This window comes from Bartonella sp. AP72JLCBS, from assembly GCF_042195705.1.
Taxonomy (GTDB): domain Bacteria; phylum Pseudomonadota; class Alphaproteobacteria; order Rhizobiales; family Rhizobiaceae; genus Bartonella.
Map to the genome: position 1 here is coordinate 15,642 of NZ_JBHIOU010000009.1, position 16,577 is coordinate 32,218.

The following is a 16,577-nucleotide window of genomic DNA, read 5'->3' on the forward strand; positions in this document are numbered from 1 at the left end:
TTTTTTATAGGGTGCAGAATGAAGTGATAAAATCGATATAAGTTACAAAATTTAATTAAAAGAGATTTAAATAATGTGTATATGTATTGAATTGTCTCATGGATTAAGCTTTTTTTATTTAAGATATGGATGATATTAAAAAATATGGATGCAACCAATAGTGTTGATGAATTTTTTAACAAAATAAGTATATAGATATCTTAAAATAGCTGGATGAGGTGATTTTAAATGGTAGAATTAAAGGCACATACGGCTCTTTTAAGCTATCGAATGATTGGTTTTTGCTTATGTCCTGTTATTCCTTTTTATTTGTTCTTTCGTGCTATTCGTGGAAAAGAAGAGTGGTGTCGCAAAAAAGAGCGTTTAGGTAAAAGTTCTCATATACGCCCCCAAGGTTCGTTAGTTTGGTTGCATGCAGCAAGTGTTGGAGAAACACTTGCACTTGTTCCACTTATAAATTATATTTTATCATTGGAAATCAATGTATTATTGACAACTGGGACGGTGACATCTTCTACTCTTGTGAAAAAATATTTTGGTAATAGGTTGATTCATCAATATGCTCCTTTGGATTTAGATTTTGCAGTGCGCCGTTTTATTCGTCATTGGAAGCCTGATCTCGTCTTAATTTGTGAATCAGAAATTTGGCCTCTTCGTATTAAAGAACTTGCAAAAATGCGTATTCCGCAGATTTTGGTTAATGCCCATATGTCTGAACGTTCTTTTAAAGCTTGGCAAAAACGACGTGTTCTTGCCAAACATATTTTTAAGGATATTGATTTGGCGATTGGTCAAAATGAAAGAGATGTAGCTTATTACCATACACTTGGCGTAAAATCTGTTACATTTTCTGGTAATCTCAAGGCTGATGTTTTTCTGGTTGAAAATCAAGAATTGCTTGCACGTTATCGTAATGCTATCGGCAATCGCCCAGTTTGGGCAGCGGTTTCAACGCATGAAGGGGAAGAGGAGATTGCTTTTGAGGTCCATAAAATTGTTAAAAATTATTTGCCAGATTTATTAACAATTATTGTGCCTCGTCATCCAGAACGTTCAGAAGATCTTATCAGAAAATGCGATAATAAGGGGTTAAGTTTTATTCGTAGAAGTAGAGATGCTGTTCCAAACATGAATACCGATATTTTATGGGGAGATACCATTGGAGAAATGGGACTTTTTCTTCGCTTATCGAAAGTTTCTTTCGTTGGTAAATCGTTATGTGGAAATGGTGGACACAATCCATTGGAATTGGCTTTGCTTGGTTCCGCTATTTTGACAGGGCCTCATGTTTCAAATTTTCAAGAGATGTTCAAACAATTTCTAACGCATGATGCAGCATATATGGTTCAAGATACAAAACAGCTTGCTATTCAGGTGTATAAGCTTTTAACAAATGAAACATTGCGGCAAGAAATGGTTGATAAGGCTCATGAAGTGGCGACAGATATGGCAGGTGCATTTGAGCGCACATTAAAGATTTTAGATCCATTTTTACAACCCCTTGTAATACAAACAGGGTTACGTCAGCGTCAGGGTAGATATGCATATTAGCGCCCCTCGTTTTTGGTGGAAAAATAAAAGCTTTTTGCGTTTTGTGTTAGCTCCAGTTTCATGGGGGTATGGTTATTTTTCAAGTCGTTTTATGACAAGACAGCCTCCCGTGATTGATCTGCCAGTTTTGTGTATTGGAAATTTTACATGTGGTGGTGCGGGTAAAACGCCGGTTGTTATTGCTTTTACAAAAGTGGCTAAAGAACTTGGTTTCGTACCTGGTATTATATCTCGTGGTTATGGTGGATCAGTTAAAGGGGTACATCTTGTAAATGAAAAATATGATACTCCATATAGTGTTGGAGATGAGGCACTTTTACTTGCACGGCATGCTTTGGTAGCTGTATCATCTAATCGTTATGCAGCGGCACAACGGCTTAAACAAGAGGGATGTAATCTTATTTTAATGGATGACGGATTTCAAAGTCGCCGTCTTTATATGGATTATGCGTTACTCGTTGTTGATGCGATGCGCGGTTTTGGTAATGGAGCTGTCTTTCCAGCAGGACCTTTGCGCGTACCATTAAAAACGCAGTTTTCTTTTATGGATAGTGTTTTATTGATTGGTTACTCCAATGCGCCTGATAATGTCGCTTTTCTTGTTTCGCGTACTGGAAAGCCTTTATATCGTGCTCATCTTAAAGCCAGTGCCTCTGATGAGGTTTCAGGAAAATCATTTTTGGCATTTGCTGGTATTGGCAATCCAGATAAATTTTTTAAATCTATTAAAGAATTGTCTGGTGATGTGGTGCAAACTTATATATATCCAGACCACTATTTTTTCACAGATAAAAATTTAAAAAGCCTTATACAAAAGGCTAAAATGCACAATTTATGGCTCGCAACAACAGCTAAAGATTATACCCGTATACAGACAATTCACATGCAAAAAGATTTGAAAAATCTTATTATCTTTGATGTGAATGTCGATTTTGTTCAAAAAGACTTCTGTCGTATGGTCCTTGAAGAGGTCATAACCCGCTTTAGAAAACGTTCCCTTGAATTTTCTTGTCTAAAAGGCAAAGGCTAAATTTATAGCTTTTGAGGGGTTATTTTTCTTTTGTTTTTAACAATTGCTTGAGATATGGGTTGCACTCAAGTTCGCGCTGATAGGAGATTTCACAACTAGCATATGCTTCTTGGCGGTGATGATTCCAATATTTTAAATCATCTATAGGGATTTTTTGTCCGCTAACAGCACAAATGGTATAGGTACCATATTCTATAATGTCATATCCGTTATTAGAATAATAAATTTTTGCTTCGCGTTCACCATTGGGAAACATTACAACTCCTTTTTACTTGATACAAGAGATTCAAGAAAAGTGCCATAAAATATATTATAAAGTCGAGAGTTAATTTTAAAATATTTTTCTTGTAAAAATGAAGAAGGGCTTATTTTCTGCCAAAAAGCCGTTCTATATCTGCTAATTTGAGTTCAATATAAGTAGGGCGTCCATGATTACATGTACTTGTATTAGGTATTGCCTCCATTTGTCGTAATAGTGTGTTCATTTCTTCGGGGCGTAAAAGGCGCCCTGACCGTATTGAGCCGTGACAGGCCATCGTTGCTGCAACATAATCAAGCATTGCTTTTAAATTATTTGTTGTATCATACTCAGCAGCCTCATCTGCGAGATCTTTAATAAGGGCTTGAACATTGATCTCTCCTAACATGGAAGGTGTTTCACGCACAACAATTGCTCCTGGTCCAAATGGTTCTATTCCTAATCCAAATTTTTGCAAAGCATCTTTATGCGTTAAAAGGCATGTTGCATCCTCTTCAGAGAGTTCTACAATTTCAGGAATAAGTAATAACTGTGAAGGAAGTGGTTTGGAATAAAGTGCGTTTTTGAGTGCTTCATAAACCAATCGTTCGTGAGCTGCATGCTGATCGACAATGATCAAACTATCTTGTGTTTGGGCGATAATATAGTTTTTATGGATTTGTGCTCTGGCCGCTCCTAATGGATAAGATAACTCTTCTGATGAAGATGTCGTGCTTGGAATGTATGCATCCCCACTTGGTGTATTTAAGCCCTCCATAATAGGAGCGGCATCTTCTTTTAAATCAAAAGAGTGAGTACTATCCAATGGTTTTTGGACCATTGAAGCACTGGTAAAATGATGAGGTTGTGAACTGTAAGAAGAGAACTGGTGCGTGTTCTTAAAACTGCCTAATGGTTGTTGTGCTAATGATTGTTGTGTTTGAAATGCAGCAAGCATTGCTTCAGAACGGGTTGAAGTAGGACGAATACCAGATTGCTGCAATGCTTCACGAATAGCTCCAACAATCAAACCACGAATTAATCCTGGATCACGGAATCGTACATCAGCTTTGGCTGGGTGAACATTAACATCTACCTCAGCAGGTGGGAGGTCAATAAAAAGAATAGCGACAGGATAACGATCTCGTGTCATGACATCAGCATAAGCGCCTCGGATAGCGCCCCATAGAAATTTATCACGCACGGGACGTCCATTAACATAAGCAAATTGATGAAGGCTGTTATTTCGGTTGAAAGATGGCAAACAGGCAAAACCTGTTAAGCGCACCGCTTCGCGTTCAGCATTCAGCGCAATGCTATTAGGGGCGAATTCTTTTCCCATAATCTGCGTAATACGTTGTAATTGTCCTTGAATATTATTTTCTGTAGCAGACAATTCCATAGATGTTCTGTCTAGTCCTGAAAGAGAAAAGCGGATATATGGAAATGCGATAGCAATTCGCTTAATCATATCGCTAATAGCATTTGTTTCAGCCCGATCAGTTTTCATAAATTTTAATCGTGCTGGCGTGACAAAGAAAAGATCACGAACTTCAACAATTGTTCCAAGATTCGCAGCAGCTGGTTTGGGTCCTACAATTTTTCCTGCAGTAACGGAAATTTCAGCAGCGCTCTCAGCATCTTTTGTTCGTGAAATGAGTTTAAGTTTAGCAACAGAACCAATAGAGGGGAGGGCTTCTCCTCTAAATCCAAGGAAGCAGATATTGTGTACGTCATCGGTAATCTTTGAGGTACAATGGCGAGAAACTGCTAAAGTTAATTGATCTGCAGGAATTCCATAACCATTATCACTCACCTTTATAAAATTTTTTCCACCATTTGCTGTAATAATTTCAATGCGTGTTGCACCAGCATCAATAGCGTTTTCAACAAGTTCTTTGACAACATTTGCTGGTCGTTCAATAACTTCACCGGCGGCGATTTGATTAATAATATTTTCGCTAAGATGGCGTATAATCATAATAAATTCTAACAGGAATCTTAAGGGTTCTATAGAAAATTATGATAACATCATTTGCGAGACATTCAAGAATAAGAGAGCATGAGAGGTATTATTTTTACAATACCTCCTATTTTATTTTATGTTAACAAGTCGGTTGGAAAAAACATAAAAATAGTTTTTATCACTTTAAAATAGCTTGCACCAGTTTATCATCTAGGTCAAAAAAGAAACAATGTAAAAAGGAAAGGCAATATATATGGCGCGTATAAGTGGTATTTTAGCAGATAGTGATATACAAGCTTTGATCGAGAATAACTTTCTCAAGGCTCAGTATCCATTTGATAGATCTCAAATACAACCAGCAAGTCTTGATCTTCGTTTAGGGGAGAAAGCTTATCGTATACGTGCTTCTTTTATGCCGGGACCTGATACAAAAGTTTTGGATAAGCTTGAACGGTTAAAGTTGCATGAGTTTGATTTACGAGGTGGAGCCGTTTTGGAAACGGGGTGTGTTTATATTGTTCCTCTTTTAGAAAGTTTAGCTTTACCAGAATTCTTATCTGCTGTTGCCAATCCCAAAAGTTCTACAGGACGATTAGATATTTTTACACGTGTCATTACGGATAATGCTCAGGAGTTTGATAAAATTTGTGCTGGTTATCATGGTCCACTTTATTTGGAAATTAGTCCACGCACATTTCCAATTTTGGTGCATACAGGCTCACATTTATCACAGCTTCGGTTTAGAAAAGGGCAAAGTTATTTAAATGAAATAGAGTTGCATACTTTGCAAAGGCAAGAAACACTGATATCGGATGATTTTCCTAATATTAGTGTTGGTGGTATTGGTCTTTCCATTAATTTAAAGGGAAACGAAAACGGGCTTATAGGTTATCGTGGTAAACATCATACAAGTGTTATTGATATTGATAAACGTGCCGTTGCTCACGTTTTAGATTTTTGGGAACCTCTTTTTGATCGTGGTCAAAGGGAGTTGGTTCTTGATCCTGATGAATTTTACATTTTAGTTTCACGAGAGTCTGTTCATGTGCCTCCGCTTTATGCCGCAGAAATGACACCTTTTGATCCTTTAGTTGGCGAGTTTAGGGTGCATTATGCAGGCTTTTTTGATCCAGGATTTGGGCATAAGGAAGCGGGTGGAAAAGGAGCAAGAGCGGTTTTAGAAGTGCGGAGCCATGAAGTTCCTTTTATCTTAGAGCATGGTCAAATTATTGGCCGTTTGGTCTATGAGCATATGCTTAATCGACCATCAACCCTTTATGGACATGATGTTGGATCACATTATCAAGCACAGGGTTTAAAGTTGTCCAAGCATTTTAAATGAGTTGGGAACCACGAATTTTGATAACATGTATGCAGAAAGCGTATTTTAGATAAAAGAAAATTTTGTGCTTCGCAAAACTGGCGTCATGCATTCTATTTTTAATTTCCAAGGTTATCTCATCTCTTGCATTTGAGAGGGTATGAGAGGCATTTTTACTTCTTTTTTCAAGAGGTTCTATCTATACGAACTCCATTTATGATGTGCAAAAGAATAGTTTTGATTATTTCATCATGACAAAATTTACAATGAAAGAATTTTACTATATTCAATATGTTATTCATATTTATTATAATAAATCAATAGGTTAATAAAATTCAATATAACAGTAGCTACTCATTTTTCAAAGTAAATATGCGAGATTGGATGCTGCAATTGATTCAATTTTTCTAGAGTGTAATAACCAGTATATTTTATTCCGTATAAAAATTATCCTTAAGAGTTAATAAATAAGTTTTCACTCTAGTTTAGTAACAATTATTTTCAATAAACATTGTTCTAATTTTAGTAACTCATTTATAGCCTCAAGATATAATATTGCTAGAAAATTATTCAATTAAATATGAAGGTTTCTATTGGTATGAACATTAAAAGTTTTTATGCTTTATGTGAATTAGGCACTATATATTTTTATAAACTTTCATGAATAAGTAACAGATCTCAGTTTTGAATATTGATATAAGAAGATTTTTGCATGTATGCGACAGCTTTATTTCCAGTATTAATAAAGGATTTTTTATCTTTTGGAGGAGATTATGATTTATACTTAATGACACTCTATATTCTTAATAACTGATAATGTAAGGATCTTTGGAGGGAGAAGCGACTTTAAATTATAACTAATTAAGCTACGGAGTAATCGCTTTCGAAGAGGGATTGCTTTAAAGAGAGTATAACATTTTAATTGCACATGAAGAATATATGAGTAGATACGTTATTAATGATACTTCATACTGTGAGATTTTAAATTTGGATAAGAGCAATAAAGACGTTGTTTTTATCAATTAGTTTTTTTAGAAAGTTGCAGTCTCTGTTGCTTCTATCTATTCAATAGAGTGCTTTGGGAGAATAGCGAATAGGTAGGTACATGGATTCGCTTTTATGCGTTTTAGGATGTTTTCTCTTTTCATTTAGGAACAATGGTGCCATCAATGATTATTTCTTCAACACTTGATTATCGTAAGGCAGCAAAGCGTCGTCTTCCTCCCTTTCTTTTTCACTATATTGATGGTGGGGCTTATGCTGAAGAAACGATGCGACGTAATTGTACAGATCTTCAAGCACTTGCATTGCGTCAAAGGATTCTAAGGCAAGTTGGTGAAGTTGATCTTTCAATCAAGCTTTTTGATCAGACACTTGATTTACCGATTGTACTTGCGCCTGTTGGGCTAACGGGCATGTATGCACGTCGTGGAGAGGTAAAAGCAGCGCGTGCCGCAGCGGCAAAAGGGATTCCTTTTACTCTATCCTCTGTTTCAGTTTGTCCTATTGCGGAAGTGCAAGAAGCGGTTGGAGGTGCATTTTGGTTTCAACTTTATGTTCTCAAAGATCGCGGTTTCATGCGTGATGCACTAGAACGGGCTTGGTTGGCTGGTGTACGCACGTTGGTTTTTACAGTTGATATGCCAATTCCTGGTGCACGTTATCGTGATGCGCATTCGGGAATGTCTGGTCCTTATGCTGGTTTACGTCGTTTTTTACAAGCTTTGACTCATCCATATTGGGCTTGGAACGTTGGTGTTATGGGGCGCCCTCATGATCTTGGAAATGTCTCTGCTTATCTCAAAAAGAAAATTGCATTGGATGATTACGTTGGTTGGCTTGGTGCAAATTTTGATCCATCAATTGGTTGGCATGATTTACAATGGATTCGCGATTTTTGGAAAGGAAAAATGATTTTGAAAGGTATTCTTGATCCAGAAGATGCACGAGAAGCAGTAAAATTTGGTGCGGATGGTATTGTTGTTTCTAATCACGGCGGACGTCAGCTTGATGGTGTATTATCAACAACACGAGCGTTGCCTGCAATTGCGGATGCTGTAAAGGATTATTTGACTATTTTAGTGGACTCAGGTGTTCGTTCTGGTCTTGATGTTGTACGCATGATAGCACAAGGTGCGGATGCTGTTATGATTGGCCGTGCTTTTGTTTATGCGCTTGCAGCAGCAGGTAAGAAAGGTGTTATGCATCTCCTTGATCTTTTTGCCAATGAAATGCGGGTAGCTATGACACTGACTGGTACTCAGACAATCAAAGATATTACACGCAAGAGTTTAGTAAATATAGATGTTTTTAAGCAATGAAAGCAATATGTTATACTTCTTTCAGAAAAAGAAAGTCTTTTTATAGAGGAGCATAATTATATATTTTAAAAATATGTTGACAGTTAAAGTTAAATAGAAAAGATCAATAAGCTCCTCTATAAAATCACAGAAAATACTCAGTAACTACAATAATATTAAGTATTAATAATAATAAACACGAAAAAAAACAATAATAACATTGCATACATATTTTATTTACTTTATTAAAAGCTCATTCTACGGATAAAAAGGAACAAGCGCTGATATTAAAGGTAAAACAACTGTTGATATAGAAAAAATAGATATAAATAATGCTGTGAGCATTTTTCCCTCCTAGTATATAAAAAACATTAAAATATAATATGTTAATTACTTCTTTTCCATATTGGCATAAAACGTAAATTTATAAAATCCATTTAGTTTTATTTTAATATAAATAATATTAGTTATAGCGTATAAATAAAATTATTAAAAATGTCAATATGTATTTATTTTAATCTATAATTATAATAAAAAATGTATCTAATAAATAATATTTCTATAATCTATATATTATTTATATTAAGTTCATTGGATAATATATTATATGGATGTGATATTGTTTTTATGGAGTACATTTTTAAGCAATGAAAAAAAATATCCGTACTATCTTTAAAAAAGCTCGTTTACTGAGAGCAAAACTGCGTGAATTAATGTGCTTTTCTTTCTTGTTTTCTCAATGATTTATGATGTTTTTGAACTGGCGAGCATATTAGGAAGCAGTTGAATATTTTTTGTATAGTATGTCATTTCTAACACTATTTATGCGTTCTCGATTGATTTTATAACTTGTTAAAATATCCAGTTCATTTTTATTGCAGATGGGGATGGTGGGGGGCCTAATGATACAAATTGGCATAGAATGTTTTGTTCCATAAGAGATTTAACAATTGCATCTCAAAGCTTCTCCTTTGATACTATGCTCTTCATAGACAACAACAGATTGGTGAGATTGGCATAACTCTAGCACTGATCTATTATCTCAAAGTTGAATTGTTGGCACACTTGTAAGCGTTGGGATAACTTCATGTTTTTTGAATCTCTTTAGCAACATCAAGACAAATCTGAACAGTTTCTTCAGTAGCAAGTAAGAGAACATCTTTTCCTTTTTTAAACAGAGGTTTTGCTGATATCAATTTTTGAAGCATTTTTATGAATATTCATAACAGCACGCTTTCCTAAACCTATATAAATAGGTACAAGATTACTCAGAGTAGAAAGAATTACAGTTTCCATTTGATCGAATTTCTACTCGTAAGTAATTGGATAATATTTACTTTATCGCTGAATAAAAAAGAAAAGTTTTTCTCTCTTTAAATAGAGGATGGATTGTCATCTAGCCAATAGGGATAGTTTGCGAGAAATTTGTTCGATGCAAAACGACTTAACATTGCAGTTACTTTTTATCATTTGAAGCTGTGAAAAGAAGGCTAAGATAGATGAAAGAATGTAAAAAATGATGGATACATTTTAAGATAAAAAATTATCATTCTGTTAATTCCACACCAGTTGCTGCTGATATTGGTAACAAAAGAAATTTGATCAAAAAAATATCAAAATTATTTGAGGACATTCCTCATGGCATGTAGACTAAACCTTTTTGTTGGTATGAGTGATATTTTCTTTGAACAGAAATTGATTCTATCTCCTGAAATCAGCAATAATCTCTCAGGTTATGTCGTAAACTTTTTAGGGATGTTACAACGCCACTATCGTCCTTTTATGAAAAATTTAGCATTTCAGATGAGCAGTTGTGAGGAATTTCAACGTTTAATACAGCAAGATCCAGAAACTCTCACGGATTTAGAACGGGCTTCAAGATTTTTATATTTACAGCGATTAAGTTTTAGAGGGAATGTAAATCGTACGATGAGAGTAGAAAACCATCGTAGCACGCGGGGGGCTTAAGCCCTTCCAATTTGAATGCGTGCTAAAACTTATTTTCCACTGTTTAGCAGGTGTTAGCATTGAACATTTAGACTGGTCTGATTTTATTGTGCGTTATGATCGCCTAAAAATCTTGTTTTATCTTTCAGCACTTTAATTGTGGTTTTGAAGGTTATTAAAGAAAGGATTTTTATAAGCGGGAGGATTATCAGCCGATGTCTAAGCTGCTTGCATAATAAGAGGGAGTTTTTTGTCTTTAAACAATATGCTAGAAATTCAAAAAACTTTAGTTAACTTTATAAAAGAGGTTACACCATCTTATACAGATTGCTCTGCAAATAGCACAATTGCTGGTAAGGAATGGGGCATCACCAATTTTGATTTCTAAAAAAGAAACAATACGTATTAAATAGTCTTTAACTTTGCAGACTTTTTGAGAATCCTTTCAGAATCTTTTGAAAAAAGTGAACTGGTAGAAGATATTTCTATCAAAATATAGCAACTTTTCTAACAAGTTAGGAATAAATCTAAAAATATATATTAAATATAAAAACAGTACGATATGTAGGCAATCTGGGCTTTAGAAACAAGAATCAAAGCGTATAAAGATGCATAGAGGTAAGATTGAGACATATCATTTTTATGATTCAATAAAAAATAAAAATTAAAGAAAAAATTTTATATCAAAAATTTAAGGAGGTTTAAAAGGTGGACGGGCAATGCATGGAAGGATGAGCGAGAAGGTGAATTAGGGGAGAGCGATTTATAGATTATCAGTATCTTTGTAAAAGTATCTTCTCAAGATAAATATTGTGATGAAATAAGATTGTAGTTGAATGTTCGAAAAGATAATACGCACTCTTAATTTTTCCGTTATACACATCACAATAAAAGCCGTGAAAGGCACGGTCTTATTACAAACTTTCTCTAAAAGCAGTACATGAGTTTGCAAGATATTACCGTAATATTTTAAAAGAAGGATTTTATTTCAGAAAAAAATTATCTTAAAATAGTAAAGCAATATTTTTCAAGAAATTGCTAGGCGACTTTTGAAAGTAAAAAAGCTAAGTTAAAAAATAAAAGCAAAAATGGTTGCTGGTTTTCTCGACTGGAGTTGCATGTCATTTCCCACATAGGGAATTTACCTATAGAAAAATTAACAGCCAAGATCATTCACAATGTTTTCCCGCCACTTTAGCATGAAAAAGCAGATACAGTGCGAAAGTATTTGCCTTATCGTCAACATCATTATTATAATTAGGAAGCTGAAGCAACGTCATTTACAAATCACATAAAAGCCTTACCATTATTCATTATATAGCTCCGTAGATTTCTTTTCTTCAAGCATGCCAGCTCCTAGATGTTATTTTTGTTGAAAACAGAGCCTTTGTGTATGATCAGTTCTTTGAACGACGATAGTAGTGCAATCCATAAAATCTTTTCTCATCTTCTTTTGATAGGATAACAAAGATGCCCTTAGAATACATCAATAGACTCAATCATTTTACACAAACATAATCTGTTGAATCCTTTAGTTTCAATTCAGACACCTCAGTTACTCTAATTAAATCTAATCGACCACCAGAGTGTTTTAATCCTTTAAGTGCTTTTACTTTTAATCTGAATGTATCCACCTCTTTCAAATCTTTTCATTGATTGATGTTTCAGAGGAATTATATTTTTATCACTTTATTTTCCGTTTATCTCTCCAACCACATAAACGTTCACCTTGTTCGTTATGTTTTAAAATATCTCTCGCCAAATTTGGACTAATGACATTGATATCTTGTCGATTCAAATAAATTGGCAGCCATCCAATACAAGAAGTTCGTTCATTGGTCGCGCAACCAGCTAGAAAGCTTAGTGCGCACATCAGCATCACTTTTCTTATTAATTTCATTTTCTACCTCAAGCCGTGTTGTCGCTATCTTGAAATCTTCTTTTGTTTGCTTTTGCTTCTCAACTTTTTTCCCAAGAAAAAAGGCTTTGACTAAAGCTATAAGAAAAGCTGCTATGAGCGCTGACGTCATTGTCAGATATTTTTTTATCCATAAAATCATAGACGGTGTTCCTGAAAACGTTTAGCAATGTATATCATAGCCGTACAAGCGGCTAAAACCATAATGCCTGCTAGAACCCATTGAACAGGACCATTTCCTGCAAAAAGACCTCCAAGCCCTGAAAAAGAACCTATGATTGGTGCAAGAGCTTCTACTTTGCAAATACCTGTTACGCCTTCTGGTTCTACTACATGATAATTGGGGGCAACATGAGCTCCTTTTGCCCACAATCCTGCTTCGGTTGCTCGGCGATTGACAAGACCTTGGATACGTTTTCCTCCCACTCTTGTCCATTTTTGCAATTCGGTTGGTATCGCTTCATATTCACCTTTATTAAGCTTTTTTAAAAGTGTAGAACTGCGAAATGCTGTGATTCCTACATTATAGCAAAATGATACTAATGCCGCGAATTGTTCATCGTTTAAAGGAACGGTAACGGCTTTTTCAACAACAGCTTCATACTCCCTCAAGTCCTGACAAAGGATTTTTTCAGCTTCTTTTTCCGTAATTTGCATATCTTTGTGAACGCTTGGGGCACCAGCAGCACTTGTATGTCCATAACCAATTGTCCAGACACCACCAGAATCTTCATAAGCTGATAAACGCAAGCCTTCCAATTGCTTAATCAATACAAGCCCTTCTTTTGATATTTTTCGCATTATTTTTACCTATAAAAAACTACACAAAGCAGGATATGAATTAAAAACTTACATCTACTCATTTTTAAGAACAGAACAGCGAAAGGGCATAATAAATTCAAAACATCCATAGTGGATTATTTTAAGATCTATATCATTTTTTTGAATAAAGATTATGCTAAATACTATTCATTTTGCAGCAATTGATCTCCATCTAAAGACAATAACTTTATAATAATTCCATTTATAATCAGATAGATTTCACTCATAAATTCTTACAGTTGATCCAGAATGATTTAGAAGAACTTTACTTGAAAAAACTTCAATAATTCCAATAACAAAAAGCATTTTTAACAAAAAATAAGAGACATAATAATTAATGAAATAATTAGGTGTTGATTTTTAAGTAATTTCAAAAGTCATAAATTGCACCACAGAATTTTTTTATAAAAACAAAAAAACATTATAATTTAACATTATATATCTAAAAAGTATCTTAGAATCAATAAAACATATACATAACGTGTTATACATATTTAATAAAAAAATCTATAGTTAATTTAATTATTCTTTGTTTTTTCCCCTAATTGCTTAATTTCATTAAAAAATACCTTTATGAAGGATTTTAAATAAACTGTTACATAAAAAACATAACGGATATTTCTCCTCTCTTACAGTCTGTTTCCAACTGAAACAATATATTAGTGGAGCATATTCAATATATAGACCAATGATATTTGATAGTTTTTTTAAGAATATTGTACTGTAATAAATTTGAACAATTAGTTCGGTTTCATATATTTTCTTTTTCATATGAAGCATTTGGTAGGGCGTTCGGGTCCAATGGTATCATCTTTGTCTGGTGTTGTATTGGCTACGTTTCCAGCAGCCTCTTAAACAAATCAATCAAGCTATTGAAATCTTTTTAGAGGCAATAGCACAAGAGACACAAAAGATTTTGACAAAAAGCTGCTTGACAATATAGGAAGCTCTCTCCTCCTAGCATCCCAGCCCATTCACATAACATAAAAAATAAAAAGGCAATGAGATGATATTTGATGATGGCAATAGATATGTAACAATACGTGAGTGTGCACAGCTTTTTAGTATATCCACAACAACGATTCGCAATTGGGTGCTTCAGAGGGGGGCCGGAGCCATATAAGCTAGGGAGAGCAGTGAGGTGGAGAAAGAAAGAGGTTTTAGCATTTACTCCAGAGAAAAATACGGAGCAAATAACAACAGATTAGATAAAATTGTATAAACCCTAGAAGGTGGTCTTCAAACAGATAATTAAAAAAATATATATTTCAATATGTTTAAGAAATAAAATGGTGCCGCATGCGGCAAGCAGGGGCTTAGCAACAAGATTCAAAGTATATAAAGATGTGTAAGGGCGTATTGATGTCTATAGCTTTTTATGATTCAATAAAAAAAGTAAGTATTAAAGAAAAAATCTCAAATCAGAAATTAAAGGTGGTCTAAAAGGTGGACCCAAAAAGGTGGACGAGCAATGCTTGAAAAGGTGGACGAGAGGGGACGTTAAGTGAGGGCGATTCATCGGTTATCAGCATCATTCGTAAAGACGTCTCCGCAGGGTAAATATTGTGACGGGGCAGGGTTGTGGTTGAATGTTCGAAAAGACAATACACGCTCTTGGTTTTTTCGCTATACGCACCACAATAAGCGCCGTGAAATGGGACTTGGTCCTGTTACGAAACTCTCTTTAAAAGAAGCGCGTGAGCTTACAAGATATTATAGTGATATTCTTAAAGAAGGCAATGATCCTATTGTCTTTCGAGAACAGACTATTTTAAAACAGCAAAGCAATATTTTTCAAAAAATTGCAAAAGCGGCTTTTGAAAGCAAAAAAGCAGAGTTGAAAAATGAAGGTAAAAACGGCCGCTGGTTTTCTCCACTAGAGTTGCACGTGATTCCACACATTGGTAATTTACCTATAGAAAAATTAACAGCCAATATCATTCGCAATGTTCTCGCACCCCTTTGGCATGAAAAAGCAGACACAGCGCGAAAAGCACTTAACCGTATCAATATTTGTTTGAAATATGCTGCGGCTCTTGGTTTAGATGTTGATCTACAGGCTTGTATGAAGGCACGCGCGCTTTTAGGAAAACCACGTGCGACATCAACAAATATTCCTGCTATGCCATGGCAAGAGGTTCCGGCATTTTATCAAAGCTTGGATGATAAGATCCTTTCAAATTTAGCACTGAAGTTATTGATTTTGACAGGAGCACGGTCATATCCATTGCGCTATTTACGCCTTGAACAAATTGACAAAAATATATGGACGATACCAAAAGAAAACATGAAAGGTATTGTAGGGAAAGTTTCAGATTTTCGCGTGCCATTAAGTCGTGAAGCTTTGAAAGTAATTGAAAAATCTCTCCCTTTTGAGAAAAAAGGTTTTCTCTTTTCTGGTCTTACCGGCAAGCCAATTTCTGATGCAAGCATGGCAAAATATATGACAGTTTGCGGCTTAACTTATCGTCCCCATGGTTTTCGTTCAAGCTTACGGGATTGGATAGCAGAGACAACGTCAACACCGTTTGAAATTGCCGAAACTGTTCTTGCCCATTCAGTTGGGAGTTCAGTGACAAAAGCTTATATGCGAACGGATTTTTTAGAACAGCGACATGTTCTTTTAGAGCAGTGGGCGTCTTTTATATCAGGAGAGGCTTGACAGGATTATAACAATGTGTCTATTGTCGAATGAGGTGCTTGAAAAACACCTTAAAACAACTAGCGGATTGGTTGCCGAAATAACTGATCTTCCGCAATTTAAAAGCTTTGACTCATTGTATGCTAGAAGCATATAATAGCTTTGTCGGGTGTGGTTATGCCATATAATACCCTTTACGGGGAAAGCATAACGACGGGCTAGTTGCCGTGTTTTTCAGCACCCGGCATTTTTATAAAAAGTGTCAATGAAAAACATCTAACAACTAGGAGTTCGCTATGAACACTCTTATAGAAATTACGGAACAAATCATTGATCAGGAAACTGTTCAAACCGTTAACGCGCGTGAGTTACATACGTTTTTAGACGTTAATATACGCTTCAACGATTGGATTTCACGACGGATTGAAGAATATTCTTTTCAAGAAAATCAAGACTTTGTGAGTTTTACTCAAAAAAGAGTAAAACCTAAAGGCGGTCGTCCAAGCATAGAATATCACCTCACCTTAGACATGGCGAAAGAACTTTCCATGGTTGAACGCAATGAGAAAGGACGTCAAGCACGCCGTTACTTTATTGAATGTGAAAAGAAACTGAGAACCCAAGCTGTTGATTATGATAATGATACATGCTTTGATGATTTTAACTATCTTCGCCAATATGTTTTGACAAATTATCCTAAAATCATGGGTATTATCTTTGGTTGTCTTTTAAAAATAGATGAAATCGAAAAAGAGCTTGATCATTACAAATCAGTTACAAAAGAAGCCAAGCGCGTTCTAGCAAGATCTGTTGTGAAAGCGGCTTAGTTTAAAACACGATTCA

Annotated in this window: 12 protein-coding genes and 2 pseudogenes; 9 read left to right on the forward strand and 5 right to left on the reverse strand. The window is 35.1% G+C overall.

Features of this window, described 5'->3' with window-relative positions:
• Positions 1-228 precede the first annotated feature (228 nt).
• Together waaA and lpxK are read left to right on the forward strand one after the other, a co-directional pair.
• Positions 229-1,551 carry a lipid IV(A) 3-deoxy-D-manno-octulosonic acid transferase gene (gene waaA / locus ACFILO_RS05960; protein ID WP_375632488.1) on the forward strand — a complete coding sequence of 441 codons (1,323 nt, stop codon included), beginning with the start codon at positions 229-231 and terminating at the stop codon, positions 1,549-1,551.
• Entirely contained in the window at positions 1,541-2,581 is a 1,041-nt protein-coding gene (lpxK, locus tag ACFILO_RS05965; protein WP_375653003.1) for a tetraacyldisaccharide 4'-kinase, read from the forward strand. The genes waaA and lpxK overlap by 11 nt, the downstream gene beginning before the upstream one ends.
• A 19-nt stretch (positions 2,582-2,600) precedes the next feature.
• Here lpxK and ACFILO_RS05970 read toward each other — a convergent pair whose 3' ends face one another.
• Both ACFILO_RS05970 and mutL read right to left on the reverse strand, forming a co-directional pair.
• Positions 2,601-2,837, reverse strand: a complete 237-nt coding sequence (locus ACFILO_RS05970) for a DUF2093 domain-containing protein (protein ID WP_375612380.1) — start codon at positions 2,835-2,837, stop codon at positions 2,601-2,603.
• Positions 2,838-2,946: 109 nt separating this feature from the next.
• Entirely contained in the window at positions 2,947-4,800 is a 1,854-nt protein-coding gene (gene mutL / locus ACFILO_RS05975; protein WP_375677977.1) for a DNA mismatch repair endonuclease MutL, read from the reverse strand.
• A 238-nt stretch (positions 4,801-5,038) separates the two neighbouring features.
• Between mutL and ACFILO_RS05980 the strand changes: the two genes are divergently transcribed.
• Together ACFILO_RS05980 and lldD are read left to right on the forward strand one after the other, a co-directional pair.
• Positions 5,039-6,127 carry a 2'-deoxycytidine 5'-triphosphate deaminase gene (locus ACFILO_RS05980; RefSeq protein WP_375677978.1) on the forward strand — a complete coding sequence of 363 codons (1,089 nt, stop codon included), beginning with the start codon at positions 5,039-5,041 and terminating at the stop codon, positions 6,125-6,127.
• Between the two features lie 1,148 nt (positions 6,128-7,275).
• Positions 7,276-8,427 carry an FMN-dependent L-lactate dehydrogenase LldD gene (lldD, locus tag ACFILO_RS05985; protein ID WP_375632491.1) on the forward strand — a complete coding sequence of 384 codons (1,152 nt, stop codon included), beginning with the start codon at positions 7,276-7,278 and terminating at the stop codon, positions 8,425-8,427.
• 1,149 nt (positions 8,428-9,576) lie between these two features.
• Here lldD and ACFILO_RS05990 read toward each other — a convergent pair.
• The gene (locus ACFILO_RS05990) at positions 9,577-9,702 is read right to left on the reverse strand and encodes a hypothetical protein (protein WP_375612384.1); all 126 of its coding nucleotides are present in this window, start codon (positions 9,700-9,702) and stop codon (positions 9,577-9,579) included.
• 342 nt (positions 9,703-10,044) lie between these two features.
• Between ACFILO_RS05990 and ACFILO_RS05995 the strand changes: the two genes are divergently transcribed.
• Both ACFILO_RS05995 and ACFILO_RS06000 read left to right on the forward strand, forming a co-directional pair.
• A complete protein-coding gene (locus ACFILO_RS05995; RefSeq protein ID WP_375632492.1) occupies positions 10,045-10,374 on the forward strand; it encodes a hypothetical protein in 330 nt (109 codons plus the stop codon).
• 740 nt (positions 10,375-11,114) lie between these two features.
• Positions 11,115-11,548: pseudogene (locus ACFILO_RS06000) on the forward strand (integrase); the annotation flags it as partial.
• A gap of 637 nt (positions 11,549-12,185) precedes the next feature.
• On the opposite strand, the gene ACFILO_RS06005 reads toward ACFILO_RS06000, so the two are convergent.
• Positions 12,186-12,413, reverse strand: coding sequence for a hypothetical protein (locus tag ACFILO_RS06005; protein WP_375612386.1), 228 nt, complete (start codon positions 12,411-12,413; stop codon positions 12,186-12,188).
• Positions 12,410-13,072 carry a lysozyme gene (locus tag ACFILO_RS06010; RefSeq protein ID WP_375612387.1) on the reverse strand — a complete coding sequence of 221 codons (663 nt, stop codon included), beginning with the start codon at positions 13,070-13,072 and terminating at the stop codon, positions 12,410-12,412. The genes ACFILO_RS06005 and ACFILO_RS06010 overlap by 4 nt, the downstream gene beginning before the upstream one ends.
• 1,027 nt (positions 13,073-14,099) lie before the next feature.
• On the opposite strand from ACFILO_RS06010, the pseudogene ACFILO_RS06015 reads away from it, so the two are divergent.
• From ACFILO_RS06015 to ACFILO_RS06025, 3 genes and pseudogenes are all read left to right on the forward strand, one after another.
• Positions 14,100-14,301, forward strand: a pseudogene (locus ACFILO_RS06015) (helix-turn-helix transcriptional regulator).
• Between the two features lie 296 nt (positions 14,302-14,597).
• Positions 14,598-15,755 carry a tyrosine-type recombinase/integrase gene (locus ACFILO_RS06020; RefSeq protein WP_375677979.1) on the forward strand — a complete coding sequence of 386 codons (1,158 nt, stop codon included), beginning with the start codon at positions 14,598-14,600 and terminating at the stop codon, positions 15,753-15,755.
• 275 nt (positions 15,756-16,030) lie between these two features.
• Positions 16,031-16,561 carry an antA/AntB antirepressor family protein gene (locus ACFILO_RS06025; protein WP_375677980.1) on the forward strand — a complete coding sequence of 177 codons (531 nt, stop codon included), beginning with the start codon at positions 16,031-16,033 and terminating at the stop codon, positions 16,559-16,561.
• Positions 16,562-16,577: the final 16 nt, after the last annotated feature.